The organism is Variovorax sp. H27-G14 (assembly GCF_046156345.1).
Classification (GTDB): Bacteria; Pseudomonadota; Gammaproteobacteria; order Burkholderiales; family Burkholderiaceae_C; genus Variovorax.
This window is the reverse complement of the sequence record NZ_JAYLVN010000011.1, coordinates 50039-75963: the sequence shown is the minus strand read 5'-3', so window position 1 is coordinate 75963 and position 25925 is coordinate 50039. Positions and strand designations below refer to the sequence as shown.

Genomic DNA, 25925 nt, shown 5'->3' with positions numbered 1-25925 from the left:
CTCAGAACCAGCGCTCGAACACGGCGGCAATGCCCTGGCCGCCGCCGATGCACATCGTCACCAGCGCATAGCGCCCGCCCGTGCGATGCAGCTCGGCAATCGCCTTCACGGTGATGATGGCGCCGGTCGCGCCAACGGGGTGGCCCAGTGAAATGCCAGAGCCGTTGGGGTTCACCTTGGCGGGGTCGAACCCCAGCTCCTTGATGACCGCGCAGGCCTGCGCCGCAAAGGCCTCGTTCGACTCGATGACGTCGAAGTCGCTCACCTTCAGGCCGGTGCGCTCCAGCACCTTGCGCGTGGCCGGCACCGGGCCGATGCCCATGTACGCCGGCTCCACACCGGCGTGCGCGTAGCCCACCAGGCGCGCAAGCGGCTTCAGGCCACGCGCCTTCACGCTGTCGCCGCTGGCCAACACCACGGCGCCCGCGCCGTCGTTGATGCCCGACGCATTGCCCGCGGTAACGACGCCGTCCTTCTTGAACGCTGGCTTCATCTTCGCAAGCGCCTCGAGCGTCGTGTCGGCGCGCACGTGCTCGTCGGTATCGAACAGCGTGACGCCCTTGCGCGTCTTCACCTCGACGGGAACGATCTGGTCCTTGAAGCGGCACGCTGCAATGGCGGCGGCTGCGCGTTGCTGGCTCAGCAGCGCAAGCGCATCCTGCTGCTCGCGCGTGATGCCGTAGCGCGCGGCCACGTTCTCGGCGGTAATGCCCATGTGAATCTTCTCCCACGGGTCGTGCAGGATGCCCAGCATGTAGTCGACCAGCACCGCGTCGCCCATGCGCGCGCCGTAGCGGGCCGAGGTGTCGAAGTACGGGCCGCGGCTCATCGACTCCGAACCGCCGCCAATGGCGATGTCGCAGTCGCCCAGCGCAATGGCCTGCGCCGCCGACACGATGGCCTGCAGCCCCGAGCCGCACAGGCGGTTCACGTTGAAGGCCGGCGTTTCGACCGGGCAGCCCGCGTCGATGGCCGCCACGCGGCTCAGGTAGGCGTCTTTCACGTCGGTGGGAATCACGTTGCCCATCACGACATGCCCGATCGCATCGCCTGCCAGGCCGCTGCGCTCGATGGCCGCCTTGACGGCCGTGGTCGCCAGCTGGGTGTTCGGCACCTCTTTCAGCGCGCCGCCGAAGGTACCGATGGCCGTGCGGGCCATGCCCACCACATAGATGTCGTCCTGCCTCATGGCATGAGCACCGTGGCGCCGGTGGTCTTGCGGCCTTCGAGGGCGCGATGCGCTTCGGCCGCGTCGGCCAGAGCAAAGACCTGCTGCGGCTCGCTCACGATGCGCCCCGCCAGCACGTGGTCGAACAGCTCGCGTGCCATGTCGAGCATGTGCGCGCGCGGCTGGATGTAGTGCACCATCGCCGGCCGCGTGAGCCAGATCGAGCCCTTGCCCGCGAGCACCTTGGTGTCGATGACCACGGCGCCGGAAGAGGTGCCGTTGCTCACGAGCGAGCCGCGCGGCTGCAGGCAGTCGAGCGAGGCTTCGAGCGTGTCCTTGCCCACGGAGTCGAAGACAACGGGCACGCCCTTGCCGTCGGTGATTTCCTTCACGCGCTGCACGATGTTCTCGCGCGAGGTGACGATGGTGTGCGCGCAGCCGTTGGCCTTGGCAATGGCGGCCTTCTCGTCGGTGCTGACGGTGCCGATCATCGTCACGCCCAGCGCTCGTGCCCATTGGCAGGCAATGAGGCCCACGCCGCCCGCGGCCGCGTGATAAAGGATGGTTTCTCCGCCATGCAGCGGATACACCTGGCGGAACAGGTACTGCGCCGTCATGCCCTTCATCATGAGCGTGGCGGCCGTGCGCTCGCTAATGCCGTCGGGCAGCGGAATGAGCACGTCGACCGGCATCACGCGCACCTGCGCGTAGGCCCCCTGCGGCCCCATGAGGTAGCCCACGCGGTCGCCCGCGCGAATGCCGTCCACGCCCGGCGCCACCGCCTCCACGATGCCGACCGCGTCGGAGCCCAGGCCGTTGGGCAGCGCCAGCGGATAGCGGCCGGTGCGAAAGTAGATGTCGATGAAGTTGACGGCAATGTAGCTGTGGCGCACGCGGGCCTGGCCCGGGCCGGGCTCACCGACCTCGACGTCTTCGAGCTTCAGGACGTCGGCGCCCCCGGTTTCGTGAAAGCGGATGGCCTTGGTCATGGTCTGTCTCCTGAGGGATGCATAGGGAGACAAGATTCTTGCGAGGACCCGGCTGAACGGGAAGCGCGGGCTTCGGGATGTCCCGAATCAGCAAATCGATGTCCCCGATAAGCAATAACGATGGGCGCGGTCAGCGCCACTCGGATGCGCTGCACCCGAACTGCTTGCGAAACCAGTGGCTGAAACTGCTCGGGCCCGAAAAGCCCAGCAGTTCGGCCACCTCGCCCAGCGGCAGATCGCTGTCGCGCAGATGGCGCTTGACGAGGTCGCCGCGAACCTGGTCGAGCATCTGGCTGAAGGTGAGCCCTTCGGCGTCGAGCCGGCGGTGCAGCGTGCGGCGGTCTACACGCAGATGCCGCGCCACTTCCTGCACCGTGCAGGCGCCGCCGGGCAGCAACGCGAGGATGAGCTCGCGGCAGGTTTCCTGCATGGTCTCGCCGCGGTCGCGCAGGCCGGCTTCAAGGTATTTGCGCGCCAGCCGTGCGGAGCCTTCGTCGACCAGTTCGCGCGGCCTGGCCAGGTCGGCGGCCACGCAAACCAGGCCGTTGAATTCTTCATTGAACTTCACGTTGCGGCCGAAGAAGGCGCGGTGCGCCGACACATCCGCCGGCGCGCGGTGCGTGAAGCACACCTGCAGCGGCCGCCATTGCGGATCGATCAGCTCGCGCAGCATGCGAAAGATGATGCCCACTGCCAGCTCCACCGCCTGGCGCATCGGCAGGCCGGGGCTGGGCAGCAGGTCTTCGCGGATGACGACCACGCTGCCCGTGTCTTCCACGCGCGTGATGAGCGAGGCGTTGACCAGCTTGAGGTAGCGGCACAGCGTGTCGAGCGCGTCGCGCGGCGTGGGCTCTTCGCGCAGCACCAGGCTGATGGGGCCCAGGTGGGAGAGCTTGCGCTGCGCGGCCAGGCGCAGCGCAAAGTCTTCGGTGCGGGTGGCGCGCGCGGTGATCTCGAGCAGCTCGCGCACCGCGTCTTCCGGGATCATGGTCTCGGGCTCGTCGAGCAGCTTGGCGCGCAGCCCCACCGTGCGCATGAAGGCGTGGGGGTCGCGGCCGAGCGACTTCACCAGTTCGACGTAGCCGCTGAGGCTGGCGCTGCGAATCAATCGGCCGACGGGTTTCATGGGGGCATTGGCGCGCCCCATGAATTTCATTCGGGGCTGATCTTCAGTTTCAGTTTTTCGATGATGGCCTTATTGTGGGCCGTCGTGGCGTCCAGTGTCTGGCGCAGTTGCTCCACCGATGCGGCGCGCGGCGAGTCGAGGTTCTGCGCGATCAGCGCCTCGCGGAACTTGAGCGCGTCGACGGCCTTGGCCACTTCGGCATGCAGCCTGTCCTGCAGCGCCTTGGGCATGCTGCTGAGCACGAACACGCCGATGCTCGCGTCTGGCATCACGAAGTCCGGCAGGCCCAGCTCGCCGAAGCTCGGCACGTCGGGCAGAAAGCGCGAGCGCTTGGCCGACGCCACGGCCAGGGCCTTCACCTTGCCGCTGCGCACCAGCGAAGTCACGTTGCTGGTTACTTCGAAGGTCAGCTGCACCTGGTTGCCCATCACGTCGACCAACGCCGGCGCAGAGCCCTTGTAGGGCACGACCAGAATGTCGTTGCCGCTGCGCTCACGCAGCATTTCGCCCAGCAGGTTGGAGCGTGTGCCCGTGCTCAGATTGGCCACGCTGACCGACTTCGGGTGTTGCTTGGCGTAGTCCAGCAGCTCTTTCACGTTGTTCGCGGGAAAGCTTGTGTTGGCCACCAGCACATGAACCATGCCGGAGACCTCTCCGATGAAGGTGAAGGTCTTCAGCGGGTCGTGCGGCGTCTTCACAACGAGAGGAATGTCGGACAGGAAGCTCGACGGCGCCACCATGAGCGTGTAGCCGTCGGGCGCGGCGGCCATCACCGATCGCTGGGCGATCACGGTGGAGCCGCCCGGCTTGTTTTCCACCAACACCGGCTGGCCGAGTTGCGTGCGCAGCTGTTCGGCCAGCAGGCGCGCAGACGCGTCGGTGATGCCGCCGGGCGGCGCGGGCACGACCAGGCGAATGGGCTTGTCGGGCCACTGCTGCGCCAGCGCGGGGGTCGCAGCCAAACCGCACAGGGTGGCCAGCGTGATCAGGGAAAGTTTCAGTCGATGGATGAACATGGCGGTGCGTGAGTCTCGGTTGTCTGGGTTGTAGTGGACTGCCTGCGTTTTGCAAGATGGGCCCATCTTCTGGATTTGCCCTGTGCGCCGCTTGCCGCCGGGCGTCGCGCACTTGGCTTTAGGCGACAGCGAGATCGCGCGCACGGCGTCCCAAATTGACAAACCCATGTCGCAAATTGGCAAGCCTCATTCGGCGGCAAGCCAGACACTGAATGCGTGGGTGCAACCGTCCGAAGCAGGTTGCGCATTGAAAGTCGCGCAACTCCGTGCAACGACAACCCTTCAACCCTTCAACCTGGACACCAGCACCATGAACTTCCTCGACGGCCACCTGTACCCTGAAAACCAGCAGCCCCTGATCATCACCGCCGCACCTTACGCGCCGGGCTGGATTCCCTCTGACTTCCCGGAAGACATTCCGGTCACCATGGAAGACCAGATCCAGAAGGCCGTGGACTGCTACGAAGCCGGTGCCACCGTGCTGCATCTGCACGTGCGCGAGGCCAACGGCAAAGGCAGCAAGCGCCTGTCGATGTTCAACGAGCTGATTGCCGGTGTGCGCGCACGCGTGCCGGAAATGGTCATTCAGGTGGGCGGCTCGATCAGCTTCGCGCCGGAAAACGAAGGCGAATCCGCCAAGTGGCTCAGCGACGACACACGGCACATGCTGGCCGAGCTCACCCCCAGGCCCGACCAGGTGACGGTGACCGTCAACACCACGCAGATGAACGTGACGGAGCATGCGGGCGTGGACGACTTCAACGGCGTGTCGCGCGGCTTTCCCAACCTGTACGCGAGCTACCGGGACATGGTCGTGCCCTCCAACCCCAGCTGGGTCGAAGAGCACATCCGGCGCCTCACGGCCGCCGGCATCCAGAGCGAGTTCCAGTGCTACAACATCAACAGCTTCGAGACCATCGAGCGAATGATCCGGCGCGGCGTCTACAAGGGCCCGCTGGTGATGAACTGGGTGGCCATCAGCGGCGGCATGGACCAGGCGAACATCTACAACCTGGCCAACTTTCTGCGCGCCGCGCCTGACGGCTCGGTGGTCACGGTGGAGAGCTCGGTGTTGAACGTGCTGCCCGTGAACATGATCGGCATTGCGCTGGGCCTGCATGTGCGCTGCGGCATCGAAGACGTGCTGTGGAACCAGACGCGCACGGGCAAGGCGAGTTCGGTCGATCAGATCAAGCAGCTGGTGCGCATCTCGACCGAATTCGGCCGCCCGATTGCCACGGCGCAACAGGCCCGCGAGATCATGAAGATCGGCGTCTTCTACGAAACAGCGGAAGAAACGCTGCAGGCCAACGGCTTCGCGCCGAACCGCAACGGCGCTCAGCAGGGCTTTTTGCGCAAGCCAGCCTGAAGCCCCCACCGGCCCTGGCCGGTGGAAGCCCCCTCACCGGCCCCGGCCGGTGGAAGCAGGTCACCGGCCCCGCCCGGTGGAAGCCGCCACCTCGGCGGCTTGCCTGCGCCATTGCGAGGCGCTGCAGCCGAAGAGGTTGCGAAACCAGTGGCTGAAGCTGCTGAGCCTGCCAAAGCCCAGGCGCTCGGCCACCTCGCCGAGTGGCAGGTCGCTCTCCCGCAGATGGCGCCTGACCAGGCCCGAGCGCACCTCGTCGAGCAGGCGGCTGAAGCTCGACCCCTCCGCATCGAGCTGGCGGTGCAGCGTGCGGCGATCAATATGCAGCAGCCGCGCCACTTCCTGTGCGCTGCAGGCGCCGCCCGGCAGCAACGCCAGCATGAGCTGGCGGCAGCTTTCCTGCGCACTGTCATTGCGGTCCTTCATGGCCGCGTCCAGGTACTTGCGTGCGAATCCCGCCGACACCTGGTCTCCCTGCGCGCGCGGGCTCGACAGGTCGATCGCCCTGCAGACCAGGCCGTTGAACTCCTGATTGAATTTGACGTGGCGCCCGAAGAATGCGCGGTGCGCGAAACTGTTTTTGGGCGGGCGATGCGTGAAGCACACGTCGAGCGGCTGCCAGTGCGGGCCGATCAAGTCACCCAGCATGCGAAACAGGGTGCCTACCGCCAGCTCCACCGACTGGCGCATGGCAAGGCCAGGGGTCGGCAGCAAGTCTTCGCGGATGACGACCACGCTGGGGCTGTCTTCCACGCGGATGATGAGCGAGGTGTTCACCAGCTTCAGGTAGCGGCACAGCGTGTCCAAGGCATCCCTTGGCGTGGGCGCTTCCCTCAGCACCAGGCTGATGGGCCCGAGTGCAGACAGCTTGCGCCTTGCCGCGAGGCGCAGCGCCAGGTCTTCGGTTTGAGTGGCACGCGCGGTGATTTCCAGCAACTCGCGCGCGGCATCCCTGGGGATCAGCGTCTCGGGGTCTTGCAAAAATTTCGCATGCAGGCCCACGGTTCGCATGAACACGTGCGGGTCCCGGCCAAGCGACTCCACCAACTCGACATAGCCGCTCAAGGTTGCGCTGCGCATCATTCGAGAGATCGGTCTCGCGGGCTCGTTCATACGCCCGATTCTGGCATCGGCCTTCGCCGGCGCAAGCCGCGTGGAGCGAACAAGGCACTGAGGGTCCGGCTGTCTCGCAAAAGCAATTTGATGTCTCCGATAAGCAAGTCGCGCTCCGCCCCCGCGCCGGATACTGACTGCGTCCGCACACCGGTGCGAGACCCAAAGAACCGGAGACAAACATGAAGATTCAGCAATTTCTGCGCGCCGCCCTGGCGCTGGCCGGATGGTCGTTGGCGCTCAGCGTCTGGGCTTTCGGCGAGAAGCCCGTGCGCCTCATCGTGCCCGCGCCGCCGGGCGGCACCATGGACATCGTCGCCCGCGTGCTCAGCCAGCAGATGTCCATCGACATGGGGCGCCCGGTGATCGTCGAGAACCGCCCCGGCGCCGGGGGCTCCATCGGCCTGCAGGCCATGCTGCAAGCCGCGCCTGATGGCAACACCCTGGTGCTTGCCGCAAGCAATGTGCTGGCCGAGACACCGCAGCTTGTAAAGATGCCGTTCGATCCGCTGAAGGACGTGGTGCCCATCGGGTCGCTGGCACGCTCGGGCATCGTGCTGGTCACGGCAGCCTCCTACCCGGCCAAGGACTTCGCCGGCCTGGTCGCGCAGCTGAAGGCGCGCAAGGGCAAGTCGAGCTTTGCGAGCTACAGCCCCGGCACCACGTCGCAGTACGCGGGGCTGATTCTCAGCGACCGCGCCGGGCTCGACCTGCAGCACGTGGGCTATGCGGGCTCGCCGCCCGCGCTGCAGGACATTCTGGGCGGCCAGGTCGACATCATGTTCGACGGCATGGTCACCTCGATGCCGCTGATCCGCGGCGGCAAGCTGCGCCCCTATGCCTTCACCGGCAACGTTCGCTCGCGCTACCTGCCCGACATTCCGACCACCACCGAACTCGGCTTCCCCGACCTGCAGTTTCGCGGGTGGGTCGGCGTGATCGGCTCGAGCAAGCTGCCGCCCGACGTGATGGCCAAGCTGCACGCCACCATCGACAAGGCTGCACGGTCGCAGCTGGTGCAGCAAAAGCTCGTCGACGTGGGGCTGGAGCCCGAAGTCAGCGTCGACACGCCGGCGTTGATGGCCGAGACGCGCACGCTGTCGGAGCGCAACGCGGCCATCGTCAAGAAATACAACATCCAGGCGAACTGAGCCATGAACATCCGCCCCATCACGCCCGCCATCGGCGCGCAAGTCGACGGCGTGCACCTCGGCGAGGCCGCGCGCAACCCCGACACCTTCGCGCAGATCCGCACCGCGCTGCTCAAGCACAAGGTGCTGTTCTTCCGCGGGCAGGACATCACGCGTGCCGAGCACGTGGCCTTTGCCACCTGCTTCGGCCCGTTGGAAGACCACCCCGTGGTCGGCAGCGACCCCGAGCATCCCGGCCTTGTGCGCATCTACCGCAGCGACAGCAAGCACAGCTACGAGAACACCTACCACTGCGACGGCCTGTGGCGCCCGGCGCCCGCCATGGGCGCAGTGCTGCGCTGCATCGAGTGCCCGGAGATTGGCGGCGACACCATCTGGGTGAACATGGTGCAGGCCCACGAAGAGCTGCCCGAAGAGATCAAGCAGAAGATTGCCAACCTGCGCGCCAAGGCCAGCATCGAACATTCATTCGGCGCCGTCATGACGCCCGAGGCCCGCAGGAAGCTGGGGCAAGACCACCCGCCCCAGGAGCACCCCGTGGTGCGCACACACCCAGAGACCGGGGAGAAGGTGCTGTACGTCGGCAGCTTCACCACGCACTTCGCCAACTACAGCACGCCCGACAACGTGCGCCACGGCATCGACAAGACGCCCGGCGCGGCGCTGCTGCTGAACTACCTGCTGAGCCGCGCCACCATTCCCGAATACCAGGTGCGCTGGTCGTGGCAGCCCGGTGACGTGGTGGTCTGGGACAACCGCAGCACGCAGCACTACGCGCTGAACGACTACTGGCCCGCCCCGCGAAAGATGGAACGCGCCGGCATCGTGGGCGACGTGCCGTACTGAGCACACCCACGCTCGCATCCCTTCACATCACAGTTTCGAGACACGACGACATGAACTTCCTCGACGGCCATCTGTTCCCCGAGAACCAGCAACCCCTGATCATCACGGCCGCCCCTTATGCGCCGGGTTGGCTGCCTTCGGACTTTCCGGGGGAAATTCCGGTCACCATGGAAGACCAGATCCAGAAGGCGGTGGACTGCTACAACGCCGGCGCCACCGTGCTGCACCTGCATGTGCGCGAGCTCGACGGCAAGGGCAGCAAGCGGCTGTCGAAGTTCAACGAACTCATTGCCGGCGTGCGCAAGGCCGTGCCGGAAATGATCATCCAGGTCGGCGGCTCCATCAGCTTCGCGCCCGAGAGCGAAGGCGCCGCCGCCAAGTGGCTGAGCGACGACACGCGCCACATGCTGGCCGAGCTGGAGCCCAAGCCCGACCAGGTGACCGTGACCGTCAACACCTCTCAGATGAACGTGACGGAGCACGCCGAGCTGGCCGACTTCAAGGGCACCTCGCGCGAGAACCCGGCGATCTTCGAGGCCTACAAGGAGATGACCGTGCCGGCGCAGCCCGGCTGGGTCGAGGAGCACATCCGCCGGCTCACCGCGGCGGGCATTCAAAGCGCGTTCCAGTGCTACAACATCAACAGCTTCGAGTCGGTCGAGCGGCTCATGCGGCGCGGCGTCTACAAGGGCCCGCTGGTGATGAACTGGGTGGCCATCAGCGGCGGCATGGACGCGCCCAACATCTACAACCTGTCGAACTTCGTGCGGGCCGTGCCTGACGGGGCGGTGCTCACCGTCGAGAGCTCGGTGCGCAACGTGCTGCCCGTGAACATGTTCGGCGTGGCGATGGGCTTGCACGTGCGCTGCGGCACGGAAGACGTGCTGTGGAACCAGACGCGCTCCGCCAAGATTGGCACCGTCGCGCAAATCGAGCAACTGGTGCGCATCGCGCGCGAATTCGGCCGGCCTGTTGCCACGGCGCAGCAGGCGCGGGAAATTTCGAAGATCGGCGTGTTCTACAAGACCACGGAAGAATCGCTGCTGGCCAACGGCTTCGCCCCCAACCGCAACGGCGGCAACCAGGGGTTCCTGCGCAAGGCCGCATGACTCCTCGCGGAAGCGGTTTCGCATGGCCTACGCCATGAGCACGGGAACGAAATGAGGTGAGCCGTCCGGCTCACGACGCCACCGCGTCCTCGGCCTGCACCCTGGGCGCAGGCACCGCGCCCTCGGCAAAGAGCGCATCGATCTCCTGCGCGGTGAACCCGAGCGACTGGAGCACGCAAGCCGCGTCTGAATTGAAAGGCCGCGGGCTCGCGCCCGGCACACCAGGCGTGCCGTGCAAGCGCGCCGTGAGCCCGATGCCTGTGTAGCCGTCGCGCGCAACCACCATCTCGCGGTGCGCGGCATGCGGCTGCGCAAGGGCCTCCGACACCGAATGCACCGGCGCCGCCGGCACGCCCGCCGCCATCAATGCGTCGCACAGCGCGTTGCGCGCATGGTGGCGCGTGGCGCTTTCTATTTCCAGCCGCAAGGCATCCCGGTGCCGCAGGCGCCGGGCGTTGTCGGCAAAGCGGTCGTCCAGCGCCAGCGCGGGGCGTTCGACCACGGCGCAGAAGCGTTCGAACTGGCCGCGGTTCATGATGCCCAGAAAGATGTCGCCGTCGCCGCAGGCGAAGCGGTCGTACGGCGCGATGTTGGGGTGCGCACTGCCGAGCAGGCCCGGCTCCTGGTGCGACTGAAAGTAGTTGGCCCCGTGCGGCACCAGCAGGCTCAGCGCCGCATCGAATAGCGTGGCCTCCACGCGCTGCCCTTCGCCCGTAACGCTGCGGCTTTGCAGCGCGAGCAGGATGCCCGTGAGCGCGGTGTACGCCGTGAGGTGGTCCACGATGGGCACGCCGATGCGCGTCGGGCCGCTCGCGCGTTCGCCATTGACGCTCATGAGGCCGCACATCGCCTGCAGCACCGCGTCATAGCCGGGCAGGCCGCCCAGCGGGCCGTCGGCACCAAAGCCGCTGATGCTGCAATGCACGAGGCGCGGAAAGCGCGGCTTGATCCAGCCTTCGTAGGCAATGCCCCATTTCTCCAGCGTGCCGGGCAGAAAGTTTTCGATCAGCACGTCGGCATCGGCAAGCAGGCGCTCCAGCACTCTGCGCCCCGCCGGCTTCGACAGGTCGATGCCGATGCACTGCTTGCCCCGGTTGAGCGCGCTGAAATAAGAGGCGTCGCCGTGCGCGTCGAAGGGCGGCCCGAGCGTGCGGGTGTCGTCCCCGCCGGGCGGCTCCACCTTGATCACCTGCGCACCGTGGTCCGCGAGCATCTGCGCGCACATCGGCCCCGCCAGAACGCGCGACAGGTCCACCACCCGAATGCCGCTGAGTGCACCATGCATTGCTTGTCTTCCTTGTCGGCTGTTTTTTTCTGGTGGCTGAACCCACGCGGCACCGGTCACTCAAGGCACCGGGGCCGCGCGTGCATGCTAGCCGCGGCTGGGCAATTCGACCACCCCGGAACCGAGCACCGAAAGTTCGTCGTCCTGGTTGCGCGCTTCGTGTTCGATCTCGACCAGGTGCTTGCCGTCTTCGATGTACTTGCGCTTGACGTGGCCCTTGATGAACAGCATGTCGCCCTCGGGGTTGTGGCGGCGGATCTTGCAGCTGGCCTTGCGCAGAAAGCCGTCGTCGCCCATCCAGTTGGTCAGGTGGTGCGTGAGCCAGGAGGTGCGCTCCGGGCCGTAGTCGTAGGCACCGGGCGCGCCCACTTCCAGCGCAAAGTCTTCTTCCCAGTGCACGCGCTCCGGCACGTCGGGAATGCCGAAGCGGTTGGTGATGCCCACGCCAGGATGCGCGTCGATCAGTTTCCAGGCCATCTTGTTGGCGCGGATGTACAGCCCGCCCCAGCCCTGCGCGTAGGCGATGAAGCCGGTCACGGTCATCGGGCCCTTGAACATCACGGGCAACGCCTCGCCTTCGACCACGTCTTCCCAGTAGCGCGGCGTGGCGCCGCGCACTTCCTCGTTGCGGTAGAGCTTGAAGGCCTCCTGAATCTCTTCGGGCGAGTACTGCCGGGGCGTGCGCGCGCGCACTTCCTTGTACTTGGTGCCCTGCTCGCGGGCATGGTCGCGCTCGGTGCGAAAGCACCAGCTGTCGGCCTCGGACACCTTGTCGCCGTTCTGGTTGTAGAAGTCGACGTGGTAGATCTGCTGCACCGCGCGGCCCGCAAAGCGCGTCTGGTGCTCGACCAGGTCTTTCAGGTACGCCTCGGTGCGGATCTCGTCATTGCGCAACACCGGCTTGTGCCAGGTCCAGTCCGCGCCCGACCACATCGCATGCACGCCGGGCAGCCCGCCCACATAGCCCGACACGATGCGGCTGGTCGAGAACAGGAAGCTGGGGAGCGCCACGACGCTGCCGTACTTCGTCTTGGCGGCGTACGCCGGGTCGCACCACAGCGGGTTGTCGTCGCCGATGCCGTGCGCGTAGTGGCGAATGTTGTCGCGCGTGGCTTCGTAGCACCACGGCTCCTGCGTGTTCTCGATCTTCTGTCCGATGCGCTCGCGCAATTCGTCCAGGCCGCGTTCGGTGATCTTGGGAAAGGTTCTTTCGCTGTGCACAGACATCGTTGGTCTCCGGGTGGTTGTGAATGAAAGGGAATGAAAGGGAATGAGGGGAACGTGGTGAAGGCTCAGGCGCTTGCCGGCTCGCGCTCGCGGTCCCGCAGCACCTTGCGATGGACCTTGCCCGCGGGCGTTTTGGGAAGGTCCGACACAAAGACCACGTGGCGCGGGTACTCGTGCTGGCTCAAGCGGCTGCGCACAAGGTCCTGAATCTCTTTGGTGAAGGCCTCGCTGCCCTCGCGCTCGGTGACGACAAACGCCTTGACCACCTGGCCACGCAGCTCGTCGGGCACGCCAATGGCGGCGGCCTCGCGCACGTCGGGGTGCTTGAGCACCGCGTCTTCGATCTCTACCGCGCTCATGGTCCAGCCCGCGGAAATGATCACGTCGTCGGCCCGCCCGGCGTGGAAGAAGTAGCCGTCCGCGTCGACCTTGCCCAGGTCCTTGGTGGGCATCCAGGCGTCGTTGCGCCAGACCTTGAGCTCGCCCACCACGCCGGGGGCGCAGGTGCGGCCTTGCGGGTCTTGCACGTCGATGCGGCCGCCGGGAATGGGCTTGCCGAGCGAGCCGGGCTTCACCTTGAAATCGTTCGCGCCGGGGTAGTTGACCAGCACCACGCCAATCTCCGTGGTGCCGTACATGCTGCACACCGGCCGCCCGAAGGTGGCTCGCACGAAGTCTTCGGTTTCGCTGTCCATCGGCTCGCCGGTGAAGGACACCTTCTGCAGGTAGTACTTGTATTTGTCCGCGGCGCCTGAGTTGCGCATCATGCGAAAGTGCGTGGCCGCCGCAGAGATGGCGTTGAAGCGACCGTGCTGCAGAGCCTTGAGCAGGCGCGGCGCATCGAACTTGCCGGAGTACGCGCCAATCGTCACGCCCAGCGCCAGCGGCGCCAGCGTGCCGTGCCACAGCCCGTGCCCCCAGGCGGGAGACGACGGGCAGAAGAAGCGGTCACCAGGCCGAATGCCCGTGCCGTACAGCGCGGCCAGCATCAGCGTGACCAGCGCGCGCTGCCTGTGCTTGACGGCCGCCGGCAGCTCGCGCGTGGTGCCGGAGGTGTACTGGAAGATGGCGTAGTCCTCCGCGTTGGTGCGCACCTCGAAGGTGTCCGGGAACGCGGCCAGGCTCTGCAGAAGGCCGCCGTCGGCGACGAACACATCCACGCCGTCCATGCCTTCGCACACCGGCGCCTTCTCGGCATTGGTCACCAGCATGCGTGGCTTGCAGTCTTCCATGCGCAGGCGAATGCCGTCGGGCCCGAACAGCGTGAACAGCGGCACCGCGATTGCGCCGGTCTTGATGGCGCCGAAGATCGCCACGTAGAAGGCCAGCGAGGGCTCCAGCATCACCGCGACGCGGTCGCCGGGCTGCACGCCGCGCGCCACCAGCAGGTTGGCGAAGCGGTTCGACAGGCGCGACAGCGACTTGAAGGTAATGACCTCTTCGCTGCCGTTCGCATACGCCACCACGATGGCGACCTTGTCGCTGCTCGCATGGCGGTCGACGCATTCATGGGCGATGTTGAACGACTGCCGATCCCCGCTGAACAGCGCCCAGAGCTTCTCGGTGGAGCAGTGCGCCTGTGCGTCGGCGAAGGTGGTGTAGTCGGTCAGTTGGGTCATGGTTCAGGTCCTCTTGCGGTGCCCAACTATGCGATTCGCTGCTTTGAATTGTCAAATGCATCACGCATTTGTACATAGACAAACGCAAATACCAGGCTGAGGTAGAAATTGCGGGTTCTCTCATCCCCCACAAGGAGCTCACGCCCATGCAAGAAGCTGCAGACCCCTTCGAGAAACTGGCCGCCGCAGGCTGGCGCCGGGTTCGATCAGCCGGCGCCTTCATGTCGGGCGCGGGGCCGCTGTGGGCGCTGCGCGAAGGCGAAAGCTGGTGCTATGCCGTCTGGTCGACACAAGCGCATCTGAACCCGGCCGGCGTCGTGCATGGCGGCCTGCTGGCGACGCTGGCCGATCACGCGATCAGCACCGTGGGCTGGGAGGCCGCCGGGCGCTCGCCTTGCGTGACGGTGCAACTCGACACCCAATTTCTGGCGCCCGTGACAACCGGCGTGCTCATCGAGGCGCGTGCGCAGCTGGTGCGGCGCACCGCCAGCCTGCTGTTCATGCGCGGCCTGCTGCAGGTCGAGGGCCGGGAGGTGCTGGTGGCACAGGCGCTCATGAAGGTGCATGCGCCTGCTGCGAATGCGTCAGCCACAAGCGGCCAGAGACCGGATTGATATTTGTATTAGTACAACTTCATGTCGTATTTGACAAGCATCAACGCGACTTTGATACTTGCCTCCAAGCCGCAACCGACGCTGACGTACCCTGAACGGGCCGCCTTTCGGTGCGGGGCCAAGCCTGCAACACAGACCCGTCGAACGGGCGCCAGGCGCGGCATCGATGCCTTCACAGGAGACAAAAATGAGATTCTTGAAGCTGCTCGCCACGGGCTGCGCCATCGCTCTTTGTTCGCCGGGCGCGCTGGCGCAGGCCTACCCCGCCAAGCCGATTCGCATCATCGTGGCCTACCAGGCCGGGCAAGGCACCGACATCGCCACGCGCTATCTGGGCAACCAGCTGGCCAAGGAACTGGGGCAACCGGTGATCGTCGACAACCGCCCCGGCGCCGGCGGGAACCTGGGCACCGACCTGGCCGCGGACGCGGCGCCCGACGGCTACACGCTCACCATGGGCACCAATGCCACGCATGCGGTGAACCAGTACCTCTACGCCGGCTCGCGCACCCGCACCGAGAAGGACTTCGAGCCGATCGTGCTGACGGGCAGCTTTCCGATGGTGCTGGCGGTGAACGCCAAGTCGCCGATGCTCACCGTCGCCGACCTGGTGGGCGCGCTCAAGAGCGACCCGCGCTCCGCGGACATCGCCACGCCCAGCACCAGTGCGCGCCTGGTCATCGAGCTGCTCAAGGAGCGCTCCAGCCTCAAGATCTTCTATGTGCCGTACAAGGGCTCCGGCAGTGCGATGACCGATGTGCTGGGCGGCCAACTGCCGCTGCTGGTCGACACGCCCACGGCCTTGCGTTCGCAGATGCAGGCGGGCCATGTGCGCGCCCTCGCCGTCACGTCTTCGGTGCCCAGCGCGCTGGTGCCGGGCGTGAAGCCGGTGGCCGAACAGGGCTATGCGGGCTTCGAGGTCATTGCATGGAACGCGCTCTTCGCGCCGCACGGCACGCCTGCACCGGTGCTCGACGTGTTGAACGAGGCCATGAACCGCATTCTCAAGCGGCCCGAAACCCGGCAGCAGTTGCTGGACTACGGCTTCGACCCAGGCGGCGGCACGCGCCAGCAGCTTGCCGATTTCGTGCAGGGCGAGCGTCGCAAGTGGGAGCCGATCATCAAGACCTCGGGCATGAAGGCGGACTAGGTCGCGCACACACCATGACCGCGCTGAACACCGCTTTCACCATGGTCGGCAACACCTGGGCCGGCCTGGGCCGCCGTACACCTTCTGAGCTAAGCTTGCGCCCGCCCATCGCAAGCCCCATGAAGACCAGCCCCACCAACGCCTCCAACGCCTCCAAGCCGACCAGGGCGCTCGCCAAGCCCCCCGCGCCCATCAAACCCATCAAGCCGATCAAGCCCGTGCGTGTGAGGCCGGTTCCCGGGGTCACACGCGCCGTGGCCATCCTGCGGCTGCTGGGGCGCTCCGCCAACGCGATGGGCGTCAAGGCCATTGCCGACGAACTGGAGCTGGTGCCCAGCACCTGCCTGCACATTCTTCGCGCGCTGATCGCCGAAGACCTGGTCAAGATCGACAGCGACACCAAGCGCTACTCGCTGGGCACCGGCATGCTGAGCCTGGCGCGCAGCGCCATCGAAAGCAGCGGCTTCGCCAGCCTTGCACAGCCGGTGCTGGACGTGCTGGCCCGGGACTGGAACGTGACGATGATCGGCGTGGAAACACGCGACATGGAATCGATGGTGGTGCTGGCCCTGTCGCGCTCCAACGCGCCTTTTCGCCTGCATGTGGATGTCGGCAGCCGCTTCCCCGCGCTGGTGAGCGCCACGGGCCGCCTGGTAGCGGCCTTCAGCAGCGAAACCTGGCCGCAGATAGAAAAGCGCTTCAAGACCCTGCGCTGGGACAAGCCGCTCGACTTCTCCACCTGGAAGCGTGAGGTGGAGCAGGTGCGCAAGCGCGGCTTCAGCATCGACCGCGGCTACTACATGAGCGGCGTCACCGTCATCGCCGTGCCGCTGCTCGATGCGTCGGGGCGCATTGCGCACACGCTGGTTGCGACGGGGCTGTCGGACAAGCTGGCCGGCGCGGCCGGCACCGAGCTGGCGTTGACGATGAAGAAGGAGGCCGACGCGCTGTCGGCCCTGCTTCCATCGCGCAGGTAAGCGGGCTTCGAGCCTCGGCGCGCGCAGCGCCTTTTGTTGCGCGGTGAGTCTGAAAAAAGGCGCCGCAACCGCCTAGTGCCCACCGCCCAGGTACGCCGCCTTCACCGCCGGATCGCTGCGCAGCTTCTCGGCCGGCCCATGAAGCGAGATGCGCCCGTTCTCCAGCACATAGCCGTAGTCGGCAACGCCCAGCGCGGCGGCGGCGAACTGCTCCACCAGCAGCATCGTCACGCCCTCGCCCTTCAGCCGCTCGATGATGCGGAACACCTCGGCCACCAGAATCGGCGCCAGGCCCATCGAGGGTTCGTCGAGCAGCACCACCTCGGGGTTGAGCATCACCGCGCGCGCCATCGCCAGCATCTGCTGCTCACCACCCGACAGCGTGCCGGCCAGTTGCGTGCGGCGCTCCTTCAGGCGCGGAAATAGCTCCAGCGCGCGCTCCAGGTCGCCCGCCACGTCGCCGCGCGGGCGGCTGCCGGTCAGGCGCGGGAAGGCGCCCAGCGTGAGGTTGTCGGTGACGGTCATGGTCGCGAACACGCGCCGGCCTTCGGGCGAATGCGCCAGCCCCAGCTTGGCGATGTGGTACGACTCCAGGCCGTCGATGCGCTTGCCGTTGAGCGTAATCTCGCCCGCCGTAGGCGCGATCATTCCGGACACGGCGCGCATGGTGGTGGTCTTGCCGGCGCCGTTGGAGCCGATGAGCGTCACCACCTTGCCTTTGGGCACCTCGATGGAAATGCCGTGCAGCACCTGCACCTTGCCGTAGCCCGCGAACAGATTCTGGATGGTCAGCATGGGGGGTTTCCTGCTCTTGCGTCAGCGTTGTGCGTCATGCGGTGCCGCCCAGGTAGGCCTCGATCACCTTCTCGTCGGCCTGCACCTTGGCCGGCTCGCCCTCTGCGATCTTCTGGCCGAAATCGAGCACCGAGACGGTGTCGCACATGCTCATCACCACGTCCATGTGGTGCTCGATGAGGATCACGGTCACGCCGTGCTCGCGGATCTTGCGGATGATGCTCAGCAGCTCCTTGATGTCCGGCGCGGTAAGGCCGGCGGCCGGTTCGTCGAGCAGCAGCAGTTGCGGGTCGAGCGCCAGTGCGCGCGCAATCTCCAGCAGGCGCTGCTTGCCGTAGGGAAGGTTGCGCGCCTCTTCGGTGGCCAGCGCCTCCAGGCCGACGAACTTCAGCAGCCCCAGCGCGCGCTGCACGGCCGCCGCGCTCTCGCGCCGGTAGCGCGGCGTGCTCACCGCCACGTCGAGCAGGTTGCTCGCAAAGCTGTGGTGCAGGCCGACCTGCACGTTCTGCAGCGCGGTCATTTCGCCGAACAGCTGCACGTTCTGAAAGGTGCGCGCAATGCCCGACAGCGCGATGTCGGCCGAGGTGCGCCCCACCAGCGAGCGCCCTCCAAAGGAGATGGCACCGGCCGTGGGCACGTAGATGCCGGTCAGCACATTCATCATGGTGCTCTTGCCGGAACCGTTGGGCCCGATCAGGCCGTGGATGGTGCCGCGCCGGATGCGCAGGTCGACGTTGTTCAGCGCCTTCAGGCCGCCGAACTGCATCAGCACACCCGAGGCCTCCAGCACGTGTTCGGTGCCGCCGGCATGGGCCGCGGTAGACACCGCATCGGCCGGCGCCGCGCCACCCGTTGCGGCAACAGACGCCACGGGCCGGCGCATGTTGAAGGCCTTGCGCACGAAGCCCACGATGCCGTCCTGCAGGTAGTACACGACGAACAGCATGATCACGCCGAAGATCGACAGCCGCCAGTCGGTCATGGCGTCGAGCCAGAAAGCCAGGCCCGCCAGCGCGATGCTGCCGACCACCGGAATGGCCATCTGCACCGGGGTGGCGCGCTGCCGCCGCACGGCGACCACCGCGGTCACCAGCACCAGCACCGCCAGCACCACCGACACGTAGCGAAACAGCACCACGTCGTCCAGCAGCTTGGGCAGCAGCACGATGATGGTGGCGCCCAGCATCACGCCAATGCGGCTCTTGCGCCCGCCCATGATCACCGCCAGCAGGAACAGCACGGTGAGCTCGAAGTTGTACGAGTTGGGCGAGATGTATTGCTCCGAGTACGCATACAGGCTGCCCGCGAGCCCCGCAAAACCGGCGCTGATGACGAAGGCATAGACCTTGTAGCGGTACACCGACACGCCCATGCAGTCGGAGGCCACCGGGCTGCCGCGCAGCGCCTCGAAGGCCCGGCCCAGGTGCGAGCGTAATATGCGGTGCACCACCACCAGCGCCAGCACCATCAGCACCGCCACCACCCAGTAGTACTCGCGGTCGTCCAGCTTGTGGCCGAACAGCGAGGGCTTCTCCAGCTTGATGCCCATGGGGCCGTCGGTCAGAAAGCTCATCTCGTTGATGAGAATCTGAATGATGGTGCCGAAGGCCAGCGTGACCATGGCCAGGTACGGCCCCGACACGCGCAGCGCCGGCAGGGCCAGCAGCGCGCCAAAGCCGGCCGTGAACACAATGGCGAATGGCACGGTGATCCAGAACGGCGCCGCCAGCTTGAACACCAGCACGCCGGCCGCATAGGCGCCCAGGCCGAACAGGCCCGCATGGCCCAGCGAGACCTGGCCGGTGTAGCCCACCACGATGTCGAGCCCGAACAGCAGGATCGCGTAGATCATGATGGTCTCGAGCAGGTGAATGTAGTACGGGTTGTCGATGCCTATCGGAAACAGCAGCAGCGCGGCCACGCCCGCCACTGCCAGAAGAAGGTGGCTGGTTTTCATTTTTTCTGGGTTCATTGCGACAGTGCTCACACCTTCTTGATGGCAGCCTTGCCGAACAGGCCCGAGGGCCGCACGGCGAGCACGATGAGCAGCAGCACCAGCCCGGGCACGTCCTTGTAGCCGGTGCTCAGATAGAAGCCGGTGGTGGTCTCGGCAATGCCCAGAATGATGCCGCCCACCACGATGCCCATGCCGCTGGTCAGCCCGCCGATGATGGCCACCGCAAAGGCCTTCAGCCCCAGCACCGCGCCCATCGACGCACCCGTGAGCGTGAGCGGCGCGATCAGCACACCCGCAAAGGCCGCCGTCATGGAAGACAGCGCATAAGAGAAGGTGATGACCAGGCCGGTGTTGATGCCCATGAGCTTGGCCGCGTCACGGTCATTGAAGGTCGCGACCACGGCCTTGCCGTAGATCGAGCGGCGGTTGAACACCTCCACGGCCAGCATCATGAGCAGCGCGCCCACGACCACCAGAATTTCCATCGGCAGCACGTTGGCGCCCAGAAAGTGCAGCGGCGACTCCGGCAGCGGCGACGGAAACTTCAGGTCGTCGCGCCCCCACACGTTCTCCGCCACGTTGGTGAAGATGATGCCCAGCGCAATGGTGGACATGATCCAGCCGAACTCCGACTTGATCTTGATGGCCGGGCGCACCGCAATGCGCTCCACCACCGTTCCCTGGAAGGCGCCGAACAGGCACACCAGCGGAATCATCAGCCAGTAGTTCAGCCCCATGTTCACCAGCGTGAGCCCGACCATGGCGCCGAGCATCAGGGCATTGCCCTGGCCGAAGTTCAAAGTGTCCGACGTGGCGAAGGTGAGCTGGTAGCCGAACGCGATGACGGCGTAGATCATGCCCAGCGCAATGCCGCTGAAGATGAGTTGGGTGAGGATTTGCATGGCGGCTCGCGGAAAACGATGGACCAAAAAATGCGCCGCCGCAGGACGGGTCCCGGGGCGGCGCCGGCGCTGCAGCCGGTCTTTACTTCGTCAGCAGGGCGTCGTTGGCCGCCATGTTCTTCATGCGCACCGTGCCCGCGCTTTTCTGGTCGTCGGCATTGGCGAACACCACGCGCCCGCCCTTGACCTCGCCGAACACCGGAATGTTGGCGGTGATGGCGTCGTGGTCGGTCTTGCTGAAGGGCTTGTTGTAGGTGGTGACCACGCCTTCGACGGGCGCCTGCAGGTCTTCGAGCGCGGCCTTGATCTTCGGGCCGTCGGTGCTGCCGGCCTGCTTGATGGCGGCTGCCAGCAGGTAGATGGAGTCGTAGCCCTGGGCGGCCGACACGGGTGAGTCCATGCGGTTGTTCTTGGGCTTGAACTTGCCGACGAAGGCCTCGATGAAGGCCTTGCGCTTGGGCGTGGTCGGCTCCTGAATGAAGGTTTGCGGCATGCGCGCGCCGTCACCACCGGGGCCGGCGTTGTCGATGAAGTTGGCCATGGCCAGCGTCCAGCTGCCGACGATTGGCACCTTCCAGCCCAGCTTGGTCATGCCGTTGGCAATCTGGGCCAGCTCGGGGCCGATGCCGTAGGTGAGCACGGCCTCGGCGCCGGCTTCTTTCGCCTTCAGCAGTTGGGCCGTCATGTCGACGTCCTTGATGTTGAACTTCTCCACGGCCACGGGCGTGATGCCCTTGTTCTTGAGCGCGCGCTCCAGGTCTTCGCGGCCGAGCTGGCCGTAGTTGGTGGAGTCGGCCAGGATGGCGACCTTCTTGTAGCCGCGGCGGGTGACGGCTTCTTCCACGATCATCGGCGCCTGAATGCTGTCGTGCGCGGCATTGCGAAAGACGTAGTTCTCGGGGTCCTTGTCGAACTGGTGCGTGATGATTGAGCCCGTGGCCACGTTGTTGAGCACCGGAATCTTCGCCTCCTGGAAGAAGCGCTGCGAGGCCAGCGCCACGCCGGTGTTGATGTAGCCCACGGCCGCGACCACCTTCTCCTTGTTGACGAACTCCTGGGCGATTTGCACGCCGCGTTCGTTCTTGGCTTCGTCGTCGCGTTCGATCAGCTGAATCTGCCGGCCCAGCACGCCGCCGGCCTTGTTGATTTCTTCGGTGGCCAGGCGCACGCCGTCGCGCATGCTCACGCCCATGGAGGAAGAGCCGCCGGTGTAGGGACCGTCCACGCCGATCTTGATCGGGTCGGCCGCAAAGGCGGCGGCCGACAGGGCGAGCGCGCTGGTCAGGGCCAGCAGCTTGAATCGGAAGTGCATGAAAAGGTCTCCAACGATGTTTTTGAAAGTCTGGACGAGACAGAAGGCGACGACGCGCAAGCGCGAGGCATCCAAAACATAGTCGATAACAAATCCGCGCCGGAGAGTGACAACCCTATCCAGACCGGTTCCATGCGCGGGGCGGCGCCCCAGCCTACGCCGGCCAGGCCGGTCAAGCCGGTCAAGCCGGTCGAGCCGGTCGAGCCGGTCGAGCCAGCTAGGCCAGCTTGAACAGGCTCACCGACTGCACCAGGTTGCCGGCCTGCTGCTGCATCGACTGGGCCGCGGCCGCCGCCTCTTCCACCAGGGCCGCGTTCTGCTGCGTCACCTGGTCCATCTGCGCGACGGCGTGGTTGATCTGCTCGATGCCGCTGGTCTGCTCGTGGCTGGCCGCGGAGATCTCGCCCATGATGTCGGTCACGCGCCGCACGCTGCCCACGATGGCCTGCATGGTCTTGCCGGCCTCCCCCACCAGCTGGCTGCCCTCGCCCACCTTGCCCACCGACTCGTCGATCAGGCCCTTGATTTCCTTTGCTGCTGCCGCCGAGCGCTGGGCCAGGTTGCGCACCTCCGCGGCCACCACGGCAAAGCCCCGGCCCTGCTCGCCCGCGCGGGCCGCCTCCACTGCCGCATTGAGCGCGAGGATGTTGGTCTGAAACGCGATGCCGTCGATCACGCCGATGATGTTCGCCACCTTGCGTGACGACGCATGGATGGCGTCCATGGTCTGCACCACCCGCCCCACCACGCTGCCGCCCTCCACCGCCACGGCCGAGGCCTGAACGGCCAGCTGGTTGGCCTGGCGCGCGTTGTCGGCGTTCTGCTTCACGGTGCTGGTGAGTTGCTCCATGGCCGCGGCCGTCTGCTCCAGCGAGCTGGCCTGCTCCTCCGTGCGCGCCGACAGGTCCTGGTTGCCCGCGGCAATCTGGCCCGATGCCAGCGCAATGGCGTCCGTGCTGCCGCGCACGCCACCCACCACGTGGGAGAGGCTGTCGTTCATGGCTTTCAGGGCGCGCATCAACTGGCCCGTCTGGTCGTTGCTGCGCACCTCGATGCGCGACGTGAGGTCGCCGGCGGCCACCGTCTCGGCGATGCGCACGGCTTCGCCGACGGGCCGCGTGATCGAGCGGGTCAGCACCACCGCAATCACGCCTGCCAGCACCGTTGCCAGCACGCCGATGCCCAGCATGAGCACCGTGGCGCCATGGGCCAGCTCGGCCGCCTCTGCCGCGAACTGCTCCATGCCCTGCACCTGGGTGCGCGAGAACGCTTCGATGGCGGACAGGTAGGCGGTCTGGGGCGGGAGCATCTCCTTGACCAGGTAGTCGCGCCCCTGCTCGATCTGGCCGGCCTTGATCTGGCGCAGCAGTTGCTCCTCGTGCGCGCGGAACGTGCTGCGCGCCGCCAGCAGCGCCTGCAGGGCCTCTTTGCCTGCTGGCGTGTGAATGATGAGCTTCAGGCGGTCCGTGGCCTGGGCAATCACCGGGGCGGAGGCGTCGATTTTTGCAAGCTCTGCTTCGACCGCGGCCGGGTCGCGCGCAATCAGGGCCGTGCGCAATGCGCGCGACTGCTTGTTGACCTCGTTCTCGATGGTCTGTGCGAGCGCCACTTTGGCATAGCGGTCGTGCGCAATGATTTCGGTGTTGCGGTCCACGGCCTGGATGCGGCTGATGCCGATGGCCACCATGGCCATCAGCAAGGCGATGACCGCGAAGAACCCGATGCCCAGGCGCGTACCGATCCTGTAGTCCTTGAACTTCTTCATGGCGTGCTCCCAAAAAGGAAAGAAACGGCTCTCACAAACAAAGAGGCGCAAAGGCCGGATGGCCGGGGCCTGCTCGTATATCGGCCGGGGCACGCAAATGTTTAGTACAAAAGACTAAATACTTCAGCGCATCGCGCGGGGTGACGGTTCCAGACCAGCGCGCAGCGCCGCGGCCCTGCCCGCGCTCACGCCGACCGGCACGCCTGAATGAAGCTATTCAACTCCGCATCACGGTCGTGCTCCCCTGCGCTCGCGTAGCGCGGCTCCGGGTACACCGCAAGGTTGACGACCACCAGGCGCTCTTTGCGGTGCACATAGATGCGCTGCCCCGAATGCCCTAGCGCCAGCATGGCGCCGTCGTCCGTGAGCCACCAGCCGTAGCCGTAGCCCGTCACGCCAAGAGAAAGCCGCGCGGGATGGAATGCATCGGGCACCTGAAACGCGCGCTGCGATGCTGCCTGCACCCACCCCGCGGGCAGCACCTGCAACCCGTCCTGCACGCCGTCCGCGGCGACCAGCATCGCAAAGCGCGCCATGTCGCGCAACGACATGCCGGCGCGGCTGCCGGCTATTTCCTGGCCGCCTTCGGACTCCAGCGTGTAGTACGCCTCGTCTTCCATGCCGCAAGGCTTCCACACCGTCTGCGCCATGAAGTCGGCCAGCGTGGTGCCGGTGGCTGCGCACAGCACGCAGCCGAGCAGGAAGGTGTCGCCCGTGTTGTAGTGCCACTGCGTACCGGGCTCGTGCAATGCGGGCACCGCCTGCAGCATGCGCAGCACGCCGCCGGGCACCTTGTCGGCGAGGGACTTGCTGTAGCGGTTCACGTCGGAGTGCTTGTCGGTGTAGACCTCCGACCAGCCCACGCCCGACGACATCGTCATCAGGTGGCGCACCGTGACGCGCGCATAGCCCGAGCCCTGCAACTGCGGCAGGTAGCGCACGAGCGGGTCGTCGATGGAGCCGATGGCGCCGTCGCGCACCGCCGCGCCCACGAGCATGGCGGTCATCGACTTGACGGTCGACATGGTGCTCCAGCGTTCGCCGGGCAGCAGCCCCAGGCCGTAGCGCTCCAGCAGCACCTGGCCGTCACGCGCCACCAGCAGCCCGGCCACGCTGTTGCGGTCCATGAAGTCTTCGACGGTGCGGGCCTCGCCCGCGTGGCTGTAGCGGAGCTGCAGTTCCTGCCCACGCCGCATCGGCCGCGCGACGCCGCGCGCGATGGGGCGTGTCGCAAACAGCTGGTCGACGATGCGGTAGCCGTACGACTGCAGGCAGGGCGACCAGAGCAGAAAGTCTTCGCTGCGCGGCAGGTGGACGCGGGGCATGGCCATGGGAGACATGGAAGAAGGGTTCATCGCTTCGCCCTTGCTTCAGTCGTTCTGGATGCCCAGGCGGGCAATGACGGGGCCCCACACGGCGGCCTCCTTCTTCATGGCCTGCGCCACGGCCTCGGGGCCGAGCGCGCTCGGCGGGTCCATGTAGAGCGCGTCCATGCGTTGCTTGACGACCGGGTCGGCCCAGAACTTTTCGGTCTCGCTGTTCAGGCGCGCGACCACCGCTTTGGGCGTTCCCTTGGGCACCATCAGCCCATACCAGCCGCCGGCGGGATAGTTCTTCAGCCCTGCCTCGTAGACCGTCGGCACGTCCGGGAAGGCGGGGGAGCGCTGGCTGCCGAAGATCAACAGCGGCACCACGCGACCGCTCTTCGCTTGTGGAACGACGCTGACCACGGCATCGGCGACCAGTTGGGTCTCTCCGCCGATCAGGCCGACCATGGCCGGCGCCGCGCCCTTGTAGGGCACATGCGTCATCTGCAGGCCGTAGTGCTGCGCCAGAAACTCGACGTTGAGGTGGGTGGAGTTGCCCTTGCCGGCGGAGCCGAAGTCCAGCCCGCCGGGCTTGGCCTTGGCGGCCTTCAGCAGATCGTCGAGCGACCGGATGCCCGTGGCGGCGCTGGTCACCAGCACCTGCGAGGTGCCGGCGAGCATCAGCACCGGGTCGAAGTCTTTCACCGGGTCGTACGACAGCGACTTGTAGGAGAAGGGGTTGAGCGACATGTTCGACGTGCTCGCGAACAGGATCGTGTAGCCGTTGGGCGGCTGCTTGGCCACGTAGCTTGCGGCCACGCTCCCGTTGGCGCCGGGGCGGTTGTCGACCACCACGGGCTGACCCATCGCGATGCCGACGCGTTCGGCCCACGAGCGCGCCAGTGCATCGGCCGCACCGCCTGCCGCCACGGGCACCACGAGCGTGATCGCCCGGGAAGGGTACGAGGGGGATGCCGGCTGCGCCACCGCAAAGGCACCGGCCGAAGCCAGCACACATGCCGCAACGGCGTGGAGGCGAGAGAACAGGCAGGTCATGGGCGGCTTTCGATGAGTGAAATCGCTGGCGATGCTAGGCCCGACCCAACAGCACGTCCAATGCATAATTAATCA

General features: G+C 66.4%; 22 protein-coding genes. 7 read left to right on the top strand and 15 right to left on the bottom strand.

The window, feature by feature from the left end; translation table 11 throughout:
• Nucleotide 1: 1 nt before the first annotated feature.
• The 4 genes from VLK31_RS23190 to VLK31_RS23175 form a co-directional block, all read right to left on the bottom strand.
• Nucleotides 2-1189 (bottom strand): acetyl-CoA C-acyltransferase family protein, encoded by a 1188-nt coding sequence (locus VLK31_RS23190; RefSeq protein ID WP_409170808.1) that lies wholly within the window; start codon nucleotides 1187-1189, stop codon nucleotides 2-4.
• Nucleotides 1186-2157 (bottom strand): quinone oxidoreductase family protein, encoded by a 972-nt coding sequence (locus VLK31_RS23185; RefSeq protein ID WP_409170807.1) that lies wholly within the window; start codon nucleotides 2155-2157, stop codon nucleotides 1186-1188. The genes VLK31_RS23190 and VLK31_RS23185 overlap by 4 nt, the downstream gene beginning before the upstream one ends.
• A gap of 130 nt (nucleotides 2158-2287) precedes the next feature.
• Entirely contained in the window at nucleotides 2288-3283 is a 996-nt protein-coding gene (locus VLK31_RS23180) for an AraC family transcriptional regulator (RefSeq protein WP_409170806.1), read from the bottom strand.
• A 26-nt stretch (nucleotides 3284-3309) separates the two neighbouring features.
• Complete coding sequence (locus VLK31_RS23175; RefSeq protein ID WP_409170805.1) at nucleotides 3310-4299, bottom strand: Bug family tripartite tricarboxylate transporter substrate binding protein; 990 nt, start codon at nucleotides 4297-4299, stop codon at nucleotides 3310-3312.
• A gap of 310 nt (nucleotides 4300-4609) precedes the next feature.
• On the opposite strand from VLK31_RS23175, the gene VLK31_RS23170 reads away from it, so the two are divergent.
• Nucleotides 4610-5668, top strand: coding sequence for a 3-keto-5-aminohexanoate cleavage protein (locus VLK31_RS23170; protein ID WP_409170804.1), 1059 nt, complete (start codon nucleotides 4610-4612; stop codon nucleotides 5666-5668).
• Between the two features lie 60 nt (nucleotides 5669-5728).
• Here VLK31_RS23170 and VLK31_RS23165 read toward each other — a convergent pair whose 3' ends face one another.
• The gene (locus VLK31_RS23165; protein ID WP_409170803.1) at nucleotides 5729-6748 is read right to left on the bottom strand and encodes an AraC family transcriptional regulator; all 1020 of its coding nucleotides are present in this window, start codon (nucleotides 6746-6748) and stop codon (nucleotides 5729-5731) included.
• 212 nt (nucleotides 6749-6960) lie between these two features.
• On the opposite strand from VLK31_RS23165, the gene VLK31_RS23160 reads away from it, so the two are divergent.
• From VLK31_RS23160 to VLK31_RS23150, 3 genes are read left to right on the top strand one after another with little or no spacing between them, the layout of a single operon-like run.
• Nucleotides 6961-7929: a Bug family tripartite tricarboxylate transporter substrate binding protein gene (locus VLK31_RS23160; protein ID WP_409170802.1), complete on the top strand. Its 969-nt coding sequence runs from the start codon at nucleotides 6961-6963 to the stop codon at nucleotides 7927-7929.
• Nucleotides 7930-7932: 3 nt separating this feature from the next.
• Complete coding sequence (locus VLK31_RS23155; protein ID WP_409170801.1) at nucleotides 7933-8775, top strand: TauD/TfdA dioxygenase family protein; 843 nt, start codon at nucleotides 7933-7935, stop codon at nucleotides 8773-8775.
• A gap of 50 nt (nucleotides 8776-8825) precedes the next feature.
• A complete protein-coding gene (locus tag VLK31_RS23150; RefSeq protein ID WP_409170800.1) occupies nucleotides 8826-9884 on the top strand; it encodes a 3-keto-5-aminohexanoate cleavage protein in 1059 nt (352 codons plus the stop codon).
• 70 nt (nucleotides 9885-9954) lie between these two features.
• On the opposite strand, the gene VLK31_RS23145 is transcribed toward VLK31_RS23150, so the two are convergent.
• The 3 genes from VLK31_RS23145 to VLK31_RS23135 all read right to left on the bottom strand — a co-directional run bounded on the left by VLK31_RS23145 (nucleotide 9955) and on the right by VLK31_RS23135 (nucleotide 14015).
• Entirely contained in the window at nucleotides 9955-11169 is a 1215-nt protein-coding gene (locus VLK31_RS23145) for a CaiB/BaiF CoA transferase family protein (RefSeq protein ID WP_409170799.1), read from the bottom strand.
• 87 nt (nucleotides 11170-11256) lie between these two features.
• Nucleotides 11257-12396 carry a MaoC family dehydratase N-terminal domain-containing protein gene (locus tag VLK31_RS23140; protein ID WP_409170798.1) on the bottom strand — a complete coding sequence of 380 codons (1140 nt, stop codon included), beginning with the start codon at nucleotides 12394-12396 and terminating at the stop codon, nucleotides 11257-11259.
• Between the two features lie 65 nt (nucleotides 12397-12461).
• The gene (locus VLK31_RS23135) at nucleotides 12462-14015 is read right to left on the bottom strand and encodes an acyl-CoA synthetase (RefSeq protein ID WP_409170797.1); all 1554 of its coding nucleotides are present in this window, start codon (nucleotides 14013-14015) and stop codon (nucleotides 12462-12464) included.
• 146 nt (nucleotides 14016-14161) lie between these two features.
• Between VLK31_RS23135 and VLK31_RS23130 the strand changes: the two genes are divergently transcribed.
• The 3 genes from VLK31_RS23130 (at nucleotide 14162) to VLK31_RS23120 (ending at nucleotide 16756) form a co-directional block, all read left to right on the top strand.
• Complete coding sequence (locus VLK31_RS23130) at nucleotides 14162-14629, top strand: PaaI family thioesterase (protein WP_409170796.1); 468 nt, start codon at nucleotides 14162-14164, stop codon at nucleotides 14627-14629.
• A gap of 187 nt (nucleotides 14630-14816) precedes the next feature.
• Nucleotides 14817-15779 (top strand): Bug family tripartite tricarboxylate transporter substrate binding protein, encoded by a 963-nt coding sequence (locus tag VLK31_RS23125; protein WP_409170795.1) that lies wholly within the window; start codon nucleotides 14817-14819, stop codon nucleotides 15777-15779.
• A gap of 14 nt (nucleotides 15780-15793) precedes the next feature.
• Nucleotides 15794-16756: an IclR family transcriptional regulator gene (locus tag VLK31_RS23120; protein WP_409170794.1), complete on the top strand. Its 963-nt coding sequence runs from the start codon at nucleotides 15794-15796 to the stop codon at nucleotides 16754-16756.
• A 72-nt stretch (nucleotides 16757-16828) separates the two neighbouring features.
• On the opposite strand, the gene VLK31_RS23115 is transcribed toward VLK31_RS23120, so the two are convergent.
• The 7 genes from VLK31_RS23115 to VLK31_RS23085 form a co-directional block, all read right to left on the bottom strand.
• Nucleotides 16829-17551, bottom strand: coding sequence for an ABC transporter ATP-binding protein (locus VLK31_RS23115; RefSeq protein ID WP_409170793.1), 723 nt, complete (start codon nucleotides 17549-17551; stop codon nucleotides 16829-16831).
• Between the two features lie 34 nt (nucleotides 17552-17585).
• Nucleotides 17586-19508, bottom strand: coding sequence for an ABC transporter permease subunit (locus tag VLK31_RS23110; protein WP_409170792.1), 1923 nt, complete (start codon nucleotides 19506-19508; stop codon nucleotides 17586-17588).
• Between the two features lie 26 nt (nucleotides 19509-19534).
• Nucleotides 19535-20410 carry a branched-chain amino acid ABC transporter permease gene (locus tag VLK31_RS23105; protein WP_409170791.1) on the bottom strand — a complete coding sequence of 292 codons (876 nt, stop codon included), beginning with the start codon at nucleotides 20408-20410 and terminating at the stop codon, nucleotides 19535-19537.
• Nucleotides 20411-20492: 82 nt separating this feature from the next.
• Nucleotides 20493-21722 (bottom strand): ABC transporter substrate-binding protein, encoded by a 1230-nt coding sequence (locus tag VLK31_RS23100; RefSeq protein ID WP_409170790.1) that lies wholly within the window; start codon nucleotides 21720-21722, stop codon nucleotides 20493-20495.
• 217 nt (nucleotides 21723-21939) lie between these two features.
• The gene (locus tag VLK31_RS23095) at nucleotides 21940-23487 is read right to left on the bottom strand and encodes a methyl-accepting chemotaxis protein (protein ID WP_409170789.1); all 1548 of its coding nucleotides are present in this window, start codon (nucleotides 23485-23487) and stop codon (nucleotides 21940-21942) included.
• 185 nt (nucleotides 23488-23672) lie between these two features.
• Nucleotides 23673-24842, bottom strand: a complete 1170-nt coding sequence (locus tag VLK31_RS23090; protein ID WP_409170788.1) for a serine hydrolase domain-containing protein — start codon at nucleotides 24840-24842, stop codon at nucleotides 23673-23675.
• Between the two features lie 15 nt (nucleotides 24843-24857).
• On the bottom strand, nucleotides 24858-25850 hold the full coding sequence (locus VLK31_RS23085; protein ID WP_409170787.1) for a Bug family tripartite tricarboxylate transporter substrate binding protein: 993 nt from the start codon (nucleotides 25848-25850) through the stop codon (nucleotides 24858-24860).
• Nucleotides 25851-25925 lie beyond the last annotated feature (75 nt).

What these genes read in the sequence shown, in the direction of transcription:
- VLK31_RS23100 (WP_409170790.1), bottom strand. Translation starts at nt 21,722, where the DNA reads ATGCACTTCCGATTCAAGCTGCTGGCCCTGACCAGCGCGCTCGCCCTG.
- VLK31_RS23125 (WP_409170795.1), top strand. Translation starts at nt 14,817, where the DNA reads ATGAGATTCTTGAAGCTGCTCGCCACGGGCTGCGCCATCGCTCTTTGT.
- VLK31_RS23185 (WP_409170807.1), bottom strand. Translation starts at nt 2,157, where the DNA reads ATGACCAAGGCCATCCGCTTTCACGAAACCGGGGGCGCCGACGTCCTG.
- VLK31_RS23180 (WP_409170806.1), bottom strand. Translation starts at nt 3,283, where the DNA reads ATGAAACCCGTCGGCCGATTGATTCGCAGCGCCAGCCTCAGCGGCTAC.
- VLK31_RS23085 (WP_409170787.1), bottom strand. Translation starts at nt 25,850, where the DNA reads ATGACCTGCCTGTTCTCTCGCCTCCACGCCGTTGCGGCATGTGTGCTG.
- VLK31_RS23165 (WP_409170803.1), bottom strand. Translation starts at nt 6,748, where the DNA reads ATGATGCGCAGCGCAACCTTGAGCGGCTATGTCGAGTTGGTGGAGTCG.
- VLK31_RS23110 (WP_409170792.1), bottom strand. Translation starts at nt 19,508, where the DNA reads ATGAAAACCAGCCACCTTCTTCTGGCAGTGGCGGGCGTGGCCGCGCTG.
- VLK31_RS23090 (WP_409170788.1), bottom strand. Translation starts at nt 24,842, where the DNA reads ATGAACCCTTCTTCCATGTCTCCCATGGCCATGCCCCGCGTCCACCTG.
- VLK31_RS23140 (WP_409170798.1), bottom strand. Translation starts at nt 12,396, where the DNA reads ATGTCTGTGCACAGCGAAAGAACCTTTCCCAAGATCACCGAACGCGGC.
- VLK31_RS23155 (WP_409170801.1), top strand. Translation starts at nt 7,933, where the DNA reads ATGAACATCCGCCCCATCACGCCCGCCATCGGCGCGCAAGTCGACGGC.
- VLK31_RS23105 (WP_409170791.1), bottom strand. Translation starts at nt 20,410, where the DNA reads ATGCAAATCCTCACCCAACTCATCTTCAGCGGCATTGCGCTGGGCATG.
- VLK31_RS23175 (WP_409170805.1), bottom strand. Translation starts at nt 4,299, where the DNA reads ATGTTCATCCATCGACTGAAACTTTCCCTGATCACGCTGGCCACCCTG.
- VLK31_RS23160 (WP_409170802.1), top strand. Translation starts at nt 6,961, where the DNA reads ATGAAGATTCAGCAATTTCTGCGCGCCGCCCTGGCGCTGGCCGGATGG.
- VLK31_RS23115 (WP_409170793.1), bottom strand. Translation starts at nt 17,551, where the DNA reads ATGCTGACCATCCAGAATCTGTTCGCGGGCTACGGCAAGGTGCAGGTG.
- VLK31_RS23120 (WP_409170794.1), top strand. Translation starts at nt 15,794, where the DNA reads ATGACCGCGCTGAACACCGCTTTCACCATGGTCGGCAACACCTGGGCC.
- VLK31_RS23145 (WP_409170799.1), bottom strand. Translation starts at nt 11,169, where the DNA reads ATGCATGGTGCACTCAGCGGCATTCGGGTGGTGGACCTGTCGCGCGTT.
- VLK31_RS23130 (WP_409170796.1), top strand. Translation starts at nt 14,162, where the DNA reads ATGCAAGAAGCTGCAGACCCCTTCGAGAAACTGGCCGCCGCAGGCTGG.
- VLK31_RS23150 (WP_409170800.1), top strand. Translation starts at nt 8,826, where the DNA reads ATGAACTTCCTCGACGGCCATCTGTTCCCCGAGAACCAGCAACCCCTG.
- VLK31_RS23135 (WP_409170797.1), bottom strand. Translation starts at nt 14,015, where the DNA reads ATGACCCAACTGACCGACTACACCACCTTCGCCGACGCACAGGCGCAC.
- VLK31_RS23190 (WP_409170808.1), bottom strand. Translation starts at nt 1,189, where the DNA reads ATGAGGCAGGACGACATCTATGTGGTGGGCATGGCCCGCACGGCCATC.
- VLK31_RS23170 (WP_409170804.1), top strand. Translation starts at nt 4,610, where the DNA reads ATGAACTTCCTCGACGGCCACCTGTACCCTGAAAACCAGCAGCCCCTG.
- VLK31_RS23095 (WP_409170789.1), bottom strand. Translation starts at nt 23,487, where the DNA reads ATGAAGAAGTTCAAGGACTACAGGATCGGTACGCGCCTGGGCATCGGG.